Genomic DNA, 15,931 nt, shown 5'->3' on the forward strand with positions numbered 1-15,931 from the left:
GCTCGCCCTCACCTATCGCGGAGGCGTCGTGCTCGCCGCCGTCACCATCTGGCTACGCCAATAAGGAGACGCGCCCTAGCCTCGTCGCCGTGCGTACGCGACCCGGCGGACCAGCACCTCGAACGGGCCGCGCCGGCCGGTCCGCCGCATCCAGTCCGCCGCGGCGACCGTGGTCAGCCACGTCGCGGTGGCGAGCAGAGCGGTGCCGGCGACGGTGAGCGTGCCGGAGAGGTCGAGGAGGAACGGCGTGAACGCCGCCGCCCACACGACCGACTGCATGAGGTAGCAGGTCATCGACCGCTGGCCGGTCGCCCGGACGGCCTCCGTGACCCGGCCGGTCCGTCCGGTGAGCCGGGCCGCGACCAGCGTGATCAGCGCCGCGTAGCCGAACCCGCCCAGCACGCCGGACCAGTCGTGCAGCGGCCCGATCAGCTCCAGCGTCCCGGCGCCCGGCACGTCGGTGACGCCGGCCAGCATGAGCGCCGCCGGCTGGGCGCCGAGGACAGCCGCCGCGATGCCCGCGACCGCCGTGACGGCGAGCAGCCGCCGGTGGTCCTCGGGCCGCTCGAGGACTCGCGCCCGCCCGGCCAGCAGCCCGACGAGGAACGGGCAGGCGAAGCCGATCGGGCCGCCCAGCATGACCAGCGGCTGCACGGCGATGCGCTCGGAGAACATGCTCGCCAGGTCCGGTGGCAGCAGCGACGCGTCCGGCGGGTCCGCCGACACCGACAGGGAGTCGGGCGACGGCGCCAGCCCCAGCGCGAAGACCCCGGCGGCGAGCAGCGCCAGCCAGCGGCCGCGCCAGCGCACCACCCACGCTCCGACCAGCAGCAGCATGCCGTACGCGGCCAGGATGTCGCCGACGTAGAGCAGCATCGCGTGCAGGAACCCGACCCCGATCAGCGCCAGGGCGCGCCGCCACAGCAGCCGCCGCACGCCTCGCGGGCCGAGCGCCTCGTTGCGCCGGACGAGGTGCGCGACGCCGTAGCCGAACAGCAGGCCGAACATCGGGAACGCCCGGCCGTCGACGAACGTCGCGATCAGCCAGGTGACCGCGGAGTCCAGCCACGACCCGTCCATCGGGAAGCCGCCGCGCACCACGTTGCCGCGCAGGAAGTAGTGCGAGTTGGCGAGCGCGATGAACAGCAGCATGACGCCGCGGGCGAGGTCGGGGCCGAGCGCACGCTCGGCGGGAGCGGTGGGTCCGGCCGGCCGGACCCGCGGCGTCGTGGCCATGGTGCCGAGCCTCGCGGCCGGCGGCGGCGTCGCGCATCGGACCAAAGTCGAGCGTGCCGTGACCATCGGCTACCGTCGCGCACCGGTATTAGTATCACTGCCATGGTGCGAGTCCCGTTGACCATCTCCGAGCGCGAACGCGGCGAGCGGCTGGGGCGGGCGCTGCGCACCGCCCGGGCCGGGCGCAGCATCGTCGACGTCGCCACGCAGGCGGGCATCTCGCCCGAGACGCTGCGCAAGATCGAGCGCGGCCGCATCCCGACGCCGGCGTTCTTCACCGTCGTGGCGGTCGCCGACGTGCTCGGCCTGTCCCTCGACGACCTGCTGTCCGGCCTGGGCGCCGACGACGCGGCCGACATGGCTACGCTGGGGCGGTGACCCCCGAACAGCTCTCCACCGCGGTACGTGACGTCCTCACCGCCGCCGTCGACGAGGGTGACCTCTCGCTGCCCGACGGCGTTCCGGCCCAGGTGACCGTCGAGCGGCCGCGCAACCGCGACCACGGCGACTACGCCACCAACGTCGCGCTCCAGCTGGCGAAGAAGGCGGGCACGAACCCGCGGGCCCTGGCCGAGCTGCTGGCCGCCCGCCTGCGCGAGGCCGAGGGCGTCGAGGCGGTCGACATCGCCGGTCCGGGCTTCCTCAACATCACCGTCTCGGCAGCCGCGCAGGGCGAGCTGGCCCGCACCGTCGTCGAGGCGGGCGAGTCCTACGGCCGCGGCGACGCGCTGGCCGGCACCACCATGAACGTCGAGTTCATCTCGGCCAACCCGACCGGCCCGCTGCACCTGGGCCACGTGCGCTGGGCCGCCGTCGGCGACGCCCTGGCCCGGGTGCTCGAGGCCGCCGGCGCCGCCGTCACCCGCGAGTTCTACATCAACGACCGCGGCGGCCAGATGGACAAGTTCGGGGCGTCGATCATGGCGCGGGCGCACGGCGAGCCGGTGCCCGAGGACGGCTACCACGGCGAGTACGTCACCGACCTCGCGCAGGCCGTCGTCGAGGAGAACCCCGGCCTCCTGGACCGCCCGCGCGACGAGCAGCTCGTCGTCTTCCGCGACGAGGGCTACCGCCTGCAGCTGGCCGAGCAGCAGGCCCAGCTCGACGAGTTCCGCACCCACTTCGACGTCTGGTACTCCGAGCGCAGCCTGCACGAGAACGGCCGGGTCGAGCACGCGCTCGACGTCCTGCGCGGGCAGGGCCACCTGTTCGAGGCCGACGGCGCGCTGTGGATGCGCACCACCGACTTCGGCGACGACAAGGACCGCGTGCTGCGGCGCAGCAACGGCGAGTACACCTACTTCGCCGCCGACGCCGCCTACTACGTCGACAAGCGCGAGCGCGGCTTCGACGTCTGCGTCTACCTGCTGGGTGCGGACCACCACGGCTACATCGGCCGGCTCAAGGCGCTGGCGGCGTGCGCGGGCGACGACCCCGAGAAGAACATCGAGATCCCGATCGGCCAGCTGGTCAAGATCGTGCAGGACGGCCAGGAGCTGCGGCTGTCCAAGCGGGCCGGCACCATGCTGACGCTCGGCCAGGTGGTCGAGGCGGCCGGCGTCGACGCGCTGCGGTACTCGCTGTGCCGCTACCCGGCCGACTCCCCGCTGACCCTCGACGTCGCGCAGATCACCAAGCAGACCTCCGACAACCCGGTCTTCTACGTCCAGTACGCGCACGCGCGGCTGGCCTCGATCCTGCGCAACGCCGCCGAGCTGGGTGTGGACAAGGGCGAGCTGCGGCCTGAGCTGCTCGACCACGAGCGCGAGTCGCTGCTGCTCGCCGCGCTGGCGGAGTTCCCGCGCCTGGTGGCCACGGCGGCGGAGCTGCGCGAGCCGCACCGCGTCGCGCGGTACCTGGAGGAGACCGCCTCCACCTTTCACAAGTTCTACGACGTCTGCCGGGTCCTGCCCATGGGTGACGAGGACGCCACCGACGTGCACCGTGCGCGGCTGTGGCTGGTCGAGGCCACCAAGGTGGTGCTGGCCAACGGACTGGGCCTGCTGGGCGTCGTCGCACCGGATCGGATGTAACCATGCGCGCACACGAAGCTGGCGCCCTGCACGCGGAGGCCGGTCACCGCGGTCCGTCCTGGCTGCGCGAGCCCGAGGACGTCAACGCGCTCTACCCGGGGCTGTGGGCCTCCGGGGTCGCCCGCGACGACGCCGGCGTCCTGCGGGTCGGCGGCGTGTCGGTGAAGGAGCTGGCGACGGAGTTCGGCACGCCGCTCTACGTCGTCGACGAGGACGACTTCCGGTCGCGGGCGCGGGCGTACCGCGACGCGTTCGGGTCCGTGCTGGACGGTGCGGACGTCTTCTACGCCGGCAAGGCGTTCCTGTCGGTGGCGACGGCCCGGTGGATCGCCGAGGAGGGCCTGAACCTCGACGTCTGCTCCGGCGGCGAGCTGGCCGTCGCGCTGCGCGCCGGGTTCCCGCCCGAGCGCATCGGCCTGCACGGCAACAACAAGTCGGTGGCCGAGCTGGTCCGGGCCCTCGACGCGGGGGTCGGGCGCATCATCGTCGACTCCTTCGAGGAGATCGACCGGCTGGCGACGCTGGCCGCCGCCGGCGGCGTGCGCGCGTCCGTCCTCGTCCGCACGAAGGTCGGCGTCGAGGCGCACACGCACGAGTACATCGCCACGGCGCACGAGGACCAGAAGTTCGGGTTCTCCATCGCCTCCGGCGAGGCGGCCGAGGCGGTCCGGGCGGTCCTGAAGTCGCCGTCGCTGCGGCTGCTCGGGCTGCACTCGCACATCGGGTCGCAGATCTACGACACCGCCGGCTTCGAGGTCGCCGCCCGCCGGGTGTTGCGGCTGCAGGCCGACATCCGCGACGAGCACGGCGTCGAGCCGCCCGAGCTCGACCTCGGCGGCGGCTTCGGCATCGCCTACACCAGCCAGGACGACCCCCAGCCGCCCGCCGTCCTGGCCGCCGGCATGGCCGAGATCGTCGCGCACGAGTGCGCCGGCTACGGTCTGGCCGTCCCGCGCCTGAGCGTCGAGCCGGGCCGCTCCATCGCCGGCCCGTCGACGTTCACGCTCTACGAGGTCGGCACGGTCAAGTCCGTCCCCCTCGACGGCGGCGCCTCGCGCCGGTACGTGGCCGTCGACGGCGGCATGAGCGACAACATCCGCACCGCGCTCTACGACGCCGACTACTCGTGCACCCTGGCCTCACGGGCCTCGTCCGCCGCGCCGGTGCTGTCGCGGGTGGTCGGCAAGCACTGCGAGAGCGGCGACATCGTCGTCAAGGACGAGTTCCTTCCCGGCGACCTCGCCCCCGGCGACCTCGTCGCCGTCCCGGGCACGGGTGCCTACTGCCGCAGCATGGCCAGCACCTACAACCACCAGCCCCGCTCCGCCGTCGTCGCGGTCCGCGACGGCGAGGCCCGGCTCATCATGCGCCGCGAGACCGAGGACGACCTCCTCGCCCTCGACGTCGGCTGAGCGTGATGGGTGAGGGATCTGGGTAGTCAGGACGACCCAGATCCCTCACCCATCCTCGCGTTCTGTCCGCCCACGGCGGACACGGGAGTAGCGTGGCGGCCACCCGGCGTTGACCGTGCATCTTCGAGGTCAGGAGGTGCGCCGTGGCCGACGAGCTCGACGCGTATTCGCAAGTGGTCACCCGGGTCGCGCGCACGCTGCTGCCGTCCGTCGCGAGCCTGGCGGTCCAGGGGGAGCGGCGCGGCCGCACCGGCATCGTCGGGACCGGGTCGGCGGTGGTGTTCACCGGCGACGGGTTCCTGCTGACGAACGCGCACGTCGTGGGCTCTTCGTCGCGAGGGACGGCGGCGTTCGCGGACGGCACCGAGGTCGGCTACACCGTCATCGGGCGGGACCGGCTGTCCGACCTCGCCGTGGTCCGCGCCGACGGCGAGACCCCGCCGCCGGCCGTGCTGGGCGACGCCGACGGCCTCACCGTCGGGCAGCTGGTGGTCGCGGTCGGCAGCCCGCTGGGGCTGTCCGGGTCGGTGACGGCGGGCGTGGTCAGCGCGCTGGGCCGGTCGATGCCGGCGCAGAGCGGCCGCACCGTCCGCATCATCGAGGACGTCATCCAGACCGATGCCGCGCTGAACCCGGGCAACTCCGGCGGCGCGCTGGCCGACGCGAACGCGCGGGTCGTGGGCATCAACACCGCCGTGGCCGGGGTCGGGCTGGGCCTCGCGGTGCCGATCAACGCGACCACGAACCGCATCGTCACCACGCTGCTGCGCGACGGCCGGGTGCGCCGTGCGTTCCTCGGGGTCGCGACGGCCCCCGCGCCGGTCCCGCCGGCCCTGGCCGAGCGGATCGGCCGCTCCAAGGGCGTCCGCATCGTCCACGTGGAGCCGGGCAGCCCGGCCGACGTCGCCGGGCTCCGGCAGGGCGATCTGGTCGTCACGGTCGCGGGCGAGCCGGTCGACGACGCGCAGGCGCTGCAGCGACGGATGTTCGCCGACGCCATCGACCGGCCACTGGCCATCACGACGTTCCGCAATGGCGCCATGGTCGACGTCATCGCCCGGCCGGTCGAGCTGGCCGACCAAGCATGACAACTGTCATCCCCAGGACCGGACGGCGGTGACCTCCGCACGGGCCGCCGCCGTCCGACGCTGGAGGCATGACCGAACGACCCACTGCCCCGCACGCGGTCCGGCTGGCCGGGCTGCGCAAGTCCTACGGCGAGACCGTCGCCGTCGACGGCGTCGACCTCGAGATCGCGCCCGGTGAGATCGTCGCGCTGCTCGGCCCGAACGGCGCCGGGAAGTCCACGACCGTCGAGCTGATCCTCGGCCTGAGCCGGCCCGACGCCGGCACGGTCACCGTCTTCGGCCGCCCCCCGCGCGCGGCCGTCGACGCGGGCATGGTCGGCGCCATGCTGCAGGACGGCGCCATGCTCGAGGACGCCACCGTCGGCGAACTCGTCGCGCTGTTCGCGTCCGTCCACCGGCACCCGCTCGCCGTCGACGAGGTGCTCGAGCGGGCCGGCATCGCCGACCTCGCCGGCCGCCGCGCCACCGAGCTGTCCGGCGGGCAGACCCAGCGGGTCCGGTTCGCCCTGGCGCTGGTCCCGGACCCCGACCTCGTCATCCTCGACGAGCCGACCGTCGCGATGGACGTCGCCACCCGGCGTGAGTTCTGGGCGGCCATGCGCCGGTTCGTCGCCGCCGGCCGCACCGTCCTGTTCGCGACCCACTACCTCGACGAGGCCGACGGGTTCGCCGATCGCATCGTCCTGCTGCGCGACGGGCGCGTCGTCGCCGACGGCACCCCGCGGCACGTGAAGTCGATCGTCGCCGTCCGCACCGTCCGGGCCACCGTGCCGGACCTGTCCGCGGACGTGCTGCACGAGCTGTTCGGGACCGACGGCGTCAGCGTCGACGGCGCCGACGTGCGGATCCGCACCGCCGACGGCGACGGCGTCCTGCGCACGCTGCTCGCCCGCTCGCCGCAGGCGCACGACATCGAGGTGACCGGCGCCGGCCTCGAAGAGGCGTTCCTGTCGATCACGGAGGGGAGTGCCCGATGAACACCACCTTCACGATGCTGGAGATCCGCCGGCTGCTGCGCGACCGCGCCGCGCTGATCCTCACCGCCGGCCTGCCGACCGGACTGTTCCTGCTGTACGACGCGATGTGGGGCGACGACACGGGCGCCACCACGTCGCTGATGGTGATGATGGGCGTGTTCGCCGGCCTGGCCGCGACGATCTCCGCCGGCGGCCGGGTCTCGCTCGAGCGGCACGCCGGCTGGACCCGTCAGCTGCGGCTGTCGCCGTTGCGGCCCCTGTCGTACGCACTGACCAAGAGCGTCGTGGCGCTGGCGCTCGGCATGCTCGCCGGCACGCTGGTGTTCGCCGCCGGGCTGGCGGCCCAGGGCGGTGTCGCCGACCTGCCGGCGATGGCCGAGTCGCTGCTGCTGCTGTGGCTCGGCAGCGTCCCGTTCGCGCTGATCGGCGTGCTGCTCGGGCAGGTCGGCTCGGCGAACTCGGCGCAGCCGCGCGGCATGGTCGTGCTGCTGGGCAGCGCGTTCCTAGGCGGTGTCTTCGTGCCGATCGACCAGCTGCCCGGCGGCATGGAGGCGGTCGCGCAGTGGTATCCGTCGTACTGGGTCAACGCGCTCGCGCAGGCGCCGTTCGGCGAGTCCGTCGACGTCGTGCGGGCGGTGCTGACGCTCGCGGCGTGGACGCTGGTGCTGGCCGCGCTGGTCCGCTGGCGATACGGCCGGGCCGAGCGGTGAGCGCTAGGTTGGCGCCGATGGCGATCGAGGTCCGAGACGACGAGCGGCGGCTGCCGCTGGTCGCCGCCGCGGTGTGGGTGGTCCTCCTGATCCCGACCGCGGCCGGCGTCTACCAGCAGCACTACCCGCTCGGCTGGGCGGTTCTCGGCTACCTGTCGCTGGTGGCGTTCCTCGGCGCGTTCTACCACGTCTTCAGCCGGGCGCGAGCGCACCGGCGGCGCGGCGAGGAGGTGCCGTGCCGGCTGCGGCGCGGCGGCTTCATCGCACTGGCGCTGCTGGCCTCGCTGGTGGTCGGGTTCGCCGGCGAGACCGGCGTGGTCATGTGGTTCGCGCTGAGCCAGATCTCGCTGGTGCTGATGCCCCGGCGCGAGGCGTGGGCCAGCATCGGCAGCATCTGCGTCGCCGTCCTCGTCGTGCCGCAGTCGCTCGGGCTGGACTGGCAGATCAACGTTTGGTTCCTCGTCGCGATCCTCGGGTCGTCGTGGGCCACCGACGCGATCTTCCGGCTCCGCGACACCAACGGGCGGCTGCTGCGGGCGCAGGAGCAGATCGCCTCGATGGCGGTCGAGCAGGAACGGCTGCGCTTCGCCCGCGATCTGCACGACGTCGTCGGCCACAGCCTCACCGCCGCGACGGTGAAGGCGCAGCTGGCCCGCCGCATGGTCGGCGCCGACGACGACCGCGCGCGCGGCGAGCTGCGCGAGGTCGAGGAGCTGCTGCGCGAGGCGCTCAAGGACGTGCGCGGCACGGTCGCGGGCTACCGCGACGTCACGCTGACCTCGGAGCTGGTGCGCGCCGCCACGGTGCTCGAGGCGGCCGGCATCGCGGCGGAGCTGCCCGGCGCCGTCGACCACGTCCCCGCCGGACGGCGCGAGCTCTTCGGCTGGGTGCTGCGCGAGGCCGTCACCAACGTCGTCCGGCACAGTCACGCGCGGCATGTCCGCGTCACCGTCACGGCCGGCGGCATCGAGGTCTGGAACGACGGCGCCGGCGGCGGCCCGCCGGGGGAGCCGTCGTCGTCCGGGTTGGTGGGGCTGCGTGAACGGGTCGAGGCGGCCGGCGGCACGTTGCAGGCCGGCCCGGACGGGGCGGGCGGCTGGACCACGGCCGCGATGATGGTGCCGTGATCCGGTTGCTGCTCGCCGACGACCAGGCGCTGGTCCGCGGCGCGATGGCCGCGCTGCTGTCGCTGGAGTCCGACCTCGAGGTCGTCGCCGAGGTCTCTCGCGGGGACGAGGTGGTCGCGGCCGCGCTGGAGCACCGCCCTGACGTCGCGCTGCTGGACGTGGAGATGCCCGGCCTCGACGGCATCGCGGCGACGGCCGTGCTGCGCGAACAGCTGCCGTCGTGCCGCGTGCTCATCGTGACGACGTTCGGCCGGCCCGGCTACCTGCGCCGGGCGATCGAGGCCGGGGCCGGCGGCTTCGTCGTCAAGGACAGCCCGTCCGAGCAGCTGGCCGACGCGATCCGCCGCATCCACGCGGGCCTGCGCGTCGTCGACCCTGCACTGGCGGTCGAGTCGCTGGCCGCCGGCCCGTCGCCGCTCACCGCGCGGGAGGCCGACGTGCTGCGCGCGTCGCGCGACGGCTCCAGCGTCGCCGACGTCGCGGGGCGTCTCTACCTGTCGGAGGGGACGGTGCGGAACTATCTGTCCAGCGCCATCGGGAAGACCGGCACGCGCAACCGGGTCGAGGCCCTGCGGGTGGCCGAGCGCAACGGATGGCTGTGAACGGAGGCTCCGACCCACGCCGTCCGCCCGCCGCCCCGGTGGCGAGACGGACGACGCGGGCCGGAGCCCCGCCCCCCTGCCCGTCAAGACACGGTCGCCGGCCCGTTATGACGCCGATCACGCGATTCGCGATGTGACCTACATCACAAGAGCGTGTCAGGTCGGTGACGAGCCTCGGGCGACTTCGATTCCGGCGGCCGTCCTCAAGAGCGTCAGCCGGCTTCTGGCCGCCTCTCGGTGCGCAGAGGACGGTTCTCGCTATTGAGGTCGCCTCGGTCGGCTGCCACCCACTTCACGACCCGCCCGGCCACTGCGAACCCGCGAACGACAACAGCGGACGGTCAGGTGGTGCGCAGGCGGCGGCGGGCCAGCCAGGCGTAGGCGGCGCCCAGCAGTGCCAGTGCGAGCAGCGCGCCCAGCCACGCCACGGCGTTGTGGCTCCACAGCGCGTCGTCGGGCGCGTTGGGGACCAGTTCGGTGACGTTCACGGTGGACGCGGCCGCCGCGTAGCCCCAGCGCGACGGCACCAGCCAGGACAGCTGCGACACGACCGCCTGCCCGGTCACCTCGATCAGCCCGCCGCACAGCACCAGCTGCGCCATGATCGCCACGACCAGCGGTGGCATCGTCTGCTCGGGCGTCGCGACGAGTGCCGAGATCAGCAGCCCGAGCAGCGCCGACACGATCGCCGTCGCCGTCAGCGCCACCCCCACCTCGACGTTGCCGGCGCCGACCAGCACGCCGTCCTCGGGGCCGGCCCGGAACCAGTAGACCAGCCGCAGCAGGATCAGCGTCTGCACCACCACGACCCCGCAGAACACCGCGATCTTCGCCGCCAGGTAGGCGTCCGGCATCAGGCCGGCGGCGCGCTCGTGCCGGAAGATGCGCCGTTCGGCGACGAGGTCGCGGACGGTCGCGGCCATGCCCATGAACGCCGCCCCGACGACGAGGACGACCAGCAGCCGCATCGCCTCGGTACTGCGGGGGTCCGCCGGCCGACCGAGCCCGGTCTCGTCCGGGATGGCGAAGGTCAGCAGGGCGAGGACCATCGGCAGCGCCAGCAGGAAGCCGGCGTAGCCGCGGTCGGCCCAGATGAGGCGGAGCTGACGGCGGATCAGCACCCACGCCTGCTGCCGGCGCCGACGCTGGTCGATGGCCTGCGGACCGACGATCTCCGGCGTTTGGCCGGCCGCGCGCGGGCCCGCGGCCGTTCCCAGGCGGGCCAGGCGGCGCGCGTTGGCGGCGGGGTCGCCGGCGTCGGGGCGGCCGTAGCCGCTGAGGCGGTCCAGCCAGGTGAGCGGGTTCAGCCGGTGCAGCCACTCGCGCAGTCCGGGCCCCGCGGCGGCCGGGGGAGGTGGCGGCGGCGTGGCGGCGTTGAGCCGCTCGAAGATGTCGGCCCAGTCACCGGTCCCGAAGTGCGCCGCGATGCCGTCCGGCGGGCCGAAGTACTCCACGCGGCCGCCCGGCAGCATGATGAGGACGTCGTCGCACAGGTCCAGGTGGGCGAGGTCGTGCGTGGTGACGATGACCTGCCGGCCGCCGTCGGCCAGCTCGCGCAGCCCGGCCATGATCTGCCGGACCAGCGCGGGGTCCAGCCCGGCGGTGGGTTCGTCCAGGATCAGCAGCGACGGACGGGTGAGCAGCTCGAACGCGATCGCCAGCCGGCGCTGCTGGCCGCCGGACATCCGCCGCACCGGGATGTCGGCGTGCTCGGACAGCGACAGTTCGGCCAGCACGTCGTCGACGCGCCGGCGCCGCTCGGCCGCCGTGGTGTCCTGCGACAGCCGCAGCTCCGCCGCGTACTGCAGCGCCTTGCGGGCGGTGAGCTGGGCATGCGCGATGGTGTGCTGCGGCACCACGCCGATGCGGCCGTGCACCTCCTCCTGCTGCCGGTGTGGGTCGATGCCCTGGTAGCGCACGGAACCCCGCGACGGTTCCAGCTCGCCGCTGATCAGCCGCAGCAGCGTCGACTTGCCCGAACCCGATGGCCCGATGAGGGCGACCAGTCGCGGCCCGGCGACGTCGAGGGAGACGCCCGACGTGAGCACCTTGCCGCCGGGCAGCGCGTAGTGCACGTCGGTGACGTCCAGCCCGCCACTGGACGGCGAGTCCGGAACCGGCAGCACACCGTCGGCGGTGACGACGTAGCGGACCTTGCCGAACGTCACGATGTCGCCCTCGCGCAGCTGGGCGGTCTCGACGTCGGCTCCGCGGACGAACGTCTGATGATGCTTGTCGAGGTCCTCGAGGAACCAGCCGCCGTCGTTGGGCGTGAGCCGCGCGTGGTAGCGGGCGGTCAGCAGGTCGTCGATGACGATGTCGTTGTCGGGCGCGCGGCCCACCCGGATCGTCCCCGGCGGCCGCGGCGGCGCGCCGTCCGGACCGGTCGCCAGCGACACCACGGTCCCGGACGGACCGCCCAGCGCCAGGTCGACCGCGCCGTCGACGGGCACCTCGTCGATCTGGACGCCGTCGCGCCAGGTGCCGCCGGAGCTGCCTTCGTCGCGGACGACCCACCCGGCGTCGTACGACGCGACGAGGTGCCGGCGTGACACCCTGGACTCGGGTACGACGACGTTCGCGGCGGCCGACCGGCCGATCCGGACCTCACCGGCCGACGGCGGGAAATGCTGCGTCACCCCGCCGACGGTGACCCGCAGCACGCTCACGCGCGGAATGATACGGGCAAGAGCTCATGAGGACCCGGCGGTCACGGTGGTCGGCGAGGCGAGCGTCGTCAGGCTGTCCACCCCTGGCGGCCCTCACCGCCACGGGGCGTAGGTCTTCCGGTCGTCCCGCGTATGGTGAGACGGATGTCTCGCATCATGGATGCAGCACGCGAGATCGTCCGGGCCTCGCGGACACTGGTGCCCGTGGAGTCGACCAGGGTGAAGGGGGAGTGATGGCCAGCCTGCGCGTGGCACTGCTCGGATGCGGTGTGGTGGGCACGGAGGTCGCCCGCCTCCTGCACGAGCACGGCGACGACCTCGCCGCCCGGGCCGGCGCCCGGCTGGAGCTCGCCGGCATCGCCGTCCGCCGGGTCGGCCGCGACCGCTCCATCACGGGGGTCGACCCGAGCCTGTTCACCACCGATGCCCGCGCGCTGGTCGAGCGCGACGACGTCGATCTCGTCGTCGAGGTCATCGGCGGCATCGAGCCCGCCCGCGGGCTGCTGCTGGGCGCCATGGAGCGCGGCGCGTCGGTCGTGACGGCGAACAAGGCGCTGCTCGCCGAGGACGGCGTCACGCTGCACACCGCGGCGGAGAAGCACGGCGTCGACCTCTACTACGAGGCCGCCGTCGCCGGCGCCATCCCGCTGCTGCGGCCGCTGCGCGAGTCGCTGGCCGGCGACCGCATCAAGCGCGTGCTCGGCATCGTCAACGGCACCACCAACTACATCCTCGACCGCATGGACAGCGAGGGCAGCAGCTTCGCCGAGGCGCTGGAGGAGGCGCAGTCGCTCGGGTACGCCGAGGCCGACCCCACCGCCGACATCGAGGGCTTCGACGCCGCCGCGAAGGCCGCGATCCTCGCCGGCATCGCCTTCCACTCGCCCGTGGTCGCCGCCGACGTGCACCGCGAGGGCATCGCCGACGTCACCTCCGCCGACGTCGCGTCGGCCAAGGCGATGAACGCCGTCGTCAAGCTGCTGGCCATCTGCGAGCTGTCGCCCGACGGTCAGGGCGTCGGGGTCCGCGTCCACCCGGCGATGCTGCCGCGCACCCACCCGCTGGCCAGCGTCCGCGGCGCCTACAACGCCGTGTTCGTCGAGGCCGAGGCTGCCGGCCGGCTGATGTTCTACGGCCCCGGCGCCGGCGGCGTGCCGACCGCGAGCGCCGTGCTCGGCGACCTCGTCACCGCCGCCCGCAACCGCATCGGCGACGCCGTCGGGCCGCGCGGCTCCTGGTACGCCGACCGCCCGGTGCGTCCGATGGGCGCGACGGTCACCCGCTACCACATCAGCCTCGACGTCGACGACCGCCCGGGCGTCCTCGCCGCCGTCGCCGCGGTGTTCGCCGAGCACGACGTGTCCATCGAGACCGTCCGGCAGCGCTCCGAGGGCCCCGACGACGCCGAGCTCGTCGTGGTCACGCACCAGGCCACCGACGACGCACTGGCCGCGACTGTCGACGGGCTCACGCGACTCGATACCGTTCGTGCTGTCCTGTCGGTGATGCGGGTGGAAGGCGAGTGACCATGGCTGTCGTGACCCAGTCTCGGCTGTGGCGCGGGGTGATCGAGGAATATCGCGACCGGCTGCCGGTCACCGCGGCCACGCCGGTGGTGACGCTGCGCGAGGGCGGGACCCCGCTGGTCCCGGCGCCGTGGCTGTCCGAGCAGACCTCCTGCGAGGTGTACCTCAAGGTCGAGGGCGTCAACCCGACCGGCTCGTTCAAGGACCGCGGCATGACGGTGGCCATCTCGAAGGCCGCCGAGGAGGGCGCCGAGGCCGTCGTCTGCGCGTCCACCGGCAACACCAGCGCGTCTGCCGCCGCGTACGCCGTCCGCGCCGGCATGCGCCCGGTCGTGCTGCTGCCCGACGGCAAGATCAGCGGGCCCAAGCTGGCCCAGGCCGTGGTGCACGGCGGTGTCATCGCGTCGGTGCAGGGCAACTTCGACGACTGCCTGCGGCTGGCCCGCGAGCTGGCCGAGACCTACCCCGTCGCGCTGGTCAACTCGGTGAACCCGTACCGGCTGGCGGGGCAGAAGACCGCCGCGTTCGAGGTGGTCGACGACCTCGGCGACGCACCCGACCTGCACGTGCTGCCCGTGGGCAACGCCGGCAACATCTCCGCGTACTGGCTCGGCTACAGCGAATACGCGGCCGACGGCCCGGCGAAGCGGCGCCCGCGCATGTGGGGCTTCCAGGCCGCCGGCGCCGCGCCGTTCGTGCACGGCGGCCCGGTGTCCGCGCCCGAGACGGTGGCCAGCGCCATCCGCATCGGCAACCCGGCGTCGTGGGACCTCGCCATCGCCGCGCGCGACGACTCCGGCGGCCTCATCGACGCCGTCACCGACGAGCAGATCCTCGCCGCGCAGCAGGAGCTGTCCGGCCGCGAGGGGCTCTTCGTCGAGCCGGCGTCCGCGGCCGGGGTGGCCGGGCTGCTGCACTACAGCCGCACGGGCCGCCTCGACGCCGGGCAGCGCATCGTCGTCACCGTCACGGGGCACGGCCTCAAGGACGTCGACACCGCCAGCGCCTACTACGGCGAGATCCGTCCCTACGTGGTCCCGGCCGAGGCCGGCGCCGCCGCCAAGGCCCTGGGCCTGGCGTGAGCACGGCCACCGTCCGCGTCCGCACCCCGGCCACCAGCGCCAACCTCGGCCCGGGGTTCGACGCGCTCGGCCTCGCGCTGTCGCTGCACGACGAGGTCGAGGTGACGGCGGAGTTCGGCGGCCCCGCCACTCCGGTCGAGGTGACGGTCGACGGCGAGGGCGCGGGGTCGGTGCCGCTGGACGAGCGCCACCTCGTGGTGCGGTCGCTGCGCACCGCGTTCGCCGAGCTCGGCGAGCAGCCGTCCGCGCTGCGGCTGAGCTGCCGCAACGCGCTGCCGCACGGCCGCGGGCTGGGATCGTCGGCGGCCGCCATCGTCGCCGGCGTGGTCGCGGCGCGCGCGCTGACCGGCCTGACGGCGCACGACGACGCGCTCGCGGCCGCCGACCGCATCGAGGGTCATCCGGACAACGTCGCCGCCTGCCTGCTCGGCGGGCTCACGGTCGCGTGGCGCGACGACGCCGGCGCCGCCCGCGCCACCCGCGTCGACGTCCACCCCGACGTCGCGCCCGTCGTGTGCGTCCCGTCCTTCGAGGTGTCGACCGAGAAGGCCCGCGGGCTGCTGCCTGACACCGTCCCCCACGCCGACGCCGCCGCCAACGCCGGCCGCGCGGCACTGCTCGTGCACGCGCTGGCACGGCGGCCCGACCTCCTGCTCGACGCCACCGCGGACCGCCTGCACCAGCACTACCGCGAACCCGCGATGCCTGAGACGTTCGCCCTGGTCACGGCCTTGCGCGCCGAAGGGCTCGCGGCCGTCGTGTCCGGCGCCGGCCCGACGGTGCTGGTGCTCGCGACGGGCGACCAGACCGGCCGCGTCCGGGCCCTCGCCGGCGGGTGGGACGTCCGCGCATTGCAAGTGGACACGCGGGGTGCCGTTGTGGAGTACGCCACGGCGTGAGCGGTGCGGACGGGGGTGGGTCAAACGGCCGACGACGTGCTACTCTCGCTGTGCACCGACGTTCTGCTGGTCGGTTTCCCATGGTGGTGACGTTCGTCGCCGAAGGCCATGGTCTTCGCTATCTCCCCGGGGTTCGCTCGTGCGGGCCTCACGGAGGGGCGGCCCATCAGTTGGCGTAGTGCCTTTCCCCGGGAGCCACCCGGGGTGTTCGACGCATCGGCTTGTCTGAACCGATGCCGGTCCAGGGAAGGACCCTGAGTGACTAATACCGAGATCCCCGGCGTCACTGGGACGCCGGACGTTCAGGCGTCGTCCACGGACGCCACCGCGGCGAAGCGCCCCGCGCGCCGCCGCGCAGCCGGCCTCGAGGGCATGGTCCTGGCTGAGCTCCAGCAGCTCGCCGCCGGCCTCGGGCTGAAGGGCACCGGCCGCATGCGCAAGGGCGAGCTGGTCGAGGCCATCAAGGCGGCTCAGTCCGGCGGCTCGGCGCCGGCCGCCGCTGACACCCTCCCGGTCGAGTCCGCGGCGCCCGCCGCCCCGGCCGCCACCGACGAGGCCGCCGCGCCGGCG

Annotated in this window: 14 protein-coding genes; 12 read left to right on the forward strand and 2 right to left on the reverse strand. The window is 73.9% G+C overall.

The window, feature by feature from the left end:
* Positions 1-75: 75 nt before the first annotated feature.
* Positions 76-1,236, reverse strand: a complete 1,161-nt coding sequence (locus DY240_RS28210) for a DUF418 domain-containing protein (protein WP_119662982.1) — start codon at positions 1,234-1,236, stop codon at positions 76-78.
* 102 nt (positions 1,237-1,338) lie between these two features.
* Between DY240_RS28210 and DY240_RS28215 the strand changes: the two genes are divergently transcribed.
* From DY240_RS28215 to DY240_RS28250, 8 genes are all read left to right on the forward strand, one after another.
* The gene (locus DY240_RS28215) at positions 1,339-1,614 is read left to right on the forward strand and encodes a helix-turn-helix domain-containing protein (protein ID WP_119662983.1); all 276 of its coding nucleotides are present in this window, start codon (positions 1,339-1,341) and stop codon (positions 1,612-1,614) included.
* On the forward strand, positions 1,611-3,269 hold the full coding sequence (gene argS / locus DY240_RS28220) for an arginine--tRNA ligase (protein WP_119662984.1): 1,659 nt from the start codon (positions 1,611-1,613) through the stop codon (positions 3,267-3,269). The genes DY240_RS28215 and argS overlap by 4 nt, the downstream gene beginning before the upstream one ends.
* A 2-nt stretch (positions 3,270-3,271) precedes the next feature.
* A complete protein-coding gene (gene lysA / locus DY240_RS28225; RefSeq protein ID WP_119662985.1) occupies positions 3,272-4,681 on the forward strand; it encodes a diaminopimelate decarboxylase in 1,410 nt (469 codons plus the stop codon).
* A 143-nt stretch (positions 4,682-4,824) separates the two neighbouring features.
* A complete protein-coding gene (locus DY240_RS28230) occupies positions 4,825-5,769 on the forward strand; it encodes a S1C family serine protease (protein WP_119662986.1) in 945 nt (314 codons plus the stop codon).
* A 68-nt stretch (positions 5,770-5,837) separates the two neighbouring features.
* Positions 5,838-6,746, forward strand: a complete 909-nt coding sequence (locus tag DY240_RS28235; RefSeq protein ID WP_119662987.1) for an ABC transporter ATP-binding protein — start codon at positions 5,838-5,840, stop codon at positions 6,744-6,746.
* Positions 6,743-7,456 (forward strand): ABC transporter permease, encoded by a 714-nt coding sequence (locus tag DY240_RS28240; RefSeq protein ID WP_119662988.1) that lies wholly within the window; start codon positions 6,743-6,745, stop codon positions 7,454-7,456. The genes DY240_RS28235 and DY240_RS28240 overlap by 4 nt, the downstream gene beginning before the upstream one ends.
* A 17-nt stretch (positions 7,457-7,473) precedes the next feature.
* Positions 7,474-8,583, forward strand: a complete 1,110-nt coding sequence (locus tag DY240_RS28245; RefSeq protein ID WP_119662989.1) for a sensor histidine kinase — start codon at positions 7,474-7,476, stop codon at positions 8,581-8,583.
* Positions 8,580-9,185 (forward strand): response regulator transcription factor, encoded by a 606-nt coding sequence (locus DY240_RS28250; protein WP_119662990.1) that lies wholly within the window; start codon positions 8,580-8,582, stop codon positions 9,183-9,185. The genes DY240_RS28245 and DY240_RS28250 overlap by 4 nt, the downstream gene beginning before the upstream one ends.
* A gap of 341 nt (positions 9,186-9,526) precedes the next feature.
* On the opposite strand, the gene DY240_RS28255 is transcribed toward DY240_RS28250, so the two are convergent.
* Positions 9,527-11,854 carry an ATP-binding cassette domain-containing protein gene (locus DY240_RS28255; protein WP_119662991.1) on the reverse strand — a complete coding sequence of 776 codons (2,328 nt, stop codon included), beginning with the start codon at positions 11,852-11,854 and terminating at the stop codon, positions 9,527-9,529.
* 233 nt (positions 11,855-12,087) lie between these two features.
* Here DY240_RS28255 and DY240_RS28260 point away from each other — a divergent pair, with 233 nt between their 5' ends.
* The 4 genes from DY240_RS28260 to DY240_RS33080 all read left to right on the forward strand — a co-directional run.
* The gene (locus DY240_RS28260; protein WP_199702646.1) at positions 12,088-13,380 is read left to right on the forward strand and encodes a homoserine dehydrogenase; all 1,293 of its coding nucleotides are present in this window, start codon (positions 12,088-12,090) and stop codon (positions 13,378-13,380) included.
* A gap of 11 nt (positions 13,381-13,391) precedes the next feature.
* On the forward strand, positions 13,392-14,462 hold the full coding sequence (gene thrC, locus DY240_RS28265) for a threonine synthase (protein ID WP_233552912.1): 1,071 nt from the start codon (positions 13,392-13,394) through the stop codon (positions 14,460-14,462).
* Positions 14,459-15,361: a homoserine kinase gene (gene thrB / locus DY240_RS28270; RefSeq protein WP_119662994.1), complete on the forward strand. Its 903-nt coding sequence runs from the start codon at positions 14,459-14,461 to the stop codon at positions 15,359-15,361. Before thrC ends, thrB begins: the two co-directional genes overlap by 4 nt.
* 258 nt (positions 15,362-15,619) lie before the next feature.
* On the forward strand, positions 15,620-15,931 hold a 312-nt coding region (locus DY240_RS33080; RefSeq protein ID WP_199702648.1), incomplete at its 3' end, for a Rho termination factor N-terminal domain-containing protein.

This window comes from Jiangella rhizosphaerae (assembly GCF_003579925.1).
In the GTDB taxonomy this organism is placed as follows: domain Bacteria; phylum Actinomycetota; class Actinomycetes; order Jiangellales; family Jiangellaceae; genus Jiangella; species Jiangella rhizosphaerae.

Bases quoted from the DNA above. Each gene is read 5' to 3' on its own strand.
- DY240_RS28210 (WP_119662982.1), bottom strand. From the start codon at position 1,236: ATGGCCACGACGCCGCGGGTCCGGCCGGCCGGACCCACCGCTCCCGCC.
- DY240_RS28215 (WP_119662983.1), top strand. From the start codon at position 1,339: ATGGTGCGAGTCCCGTTGACCATCTCCGAGCGCGAACGCGGCGAGCGG.
- lysA (WP_119662985.1), top strand. From the start codon at position 3,272: ATGCGCGCACACGAAGCTGGCGCCCTGCACGCGGAGGCCGGTCACCGC.
- DY240_RS28235 (WP_119662987.1), top strand. From the start codon at position 5,838: ATGACCGAACGACCCACTGCCCCGCACGCGGTCCGGCTGGCCGGGCTG.
- DY240_RS28240 (WP_119662988.1), top strand. From the start codon at position 6,743: ATGAACACCACCTTCACGATGCTGGAGATCCGCCGGCTGCTGCGCGAC.
- DY240_RS28245 (WP_119662989.1), top strand. From the start codon at position 7,474: ATGGCGATCGAGGTCCGAGACGACGAGCGGCGGCTGCCGCTGGTCGCC.
- DY240_RS28260 (WP_199702646.1), top strand. From the start codon at position 12,088: ATGGCCAGCCTGCGCGTGGCACTGCTCGGATGCGGTGTGGTGGGCACG.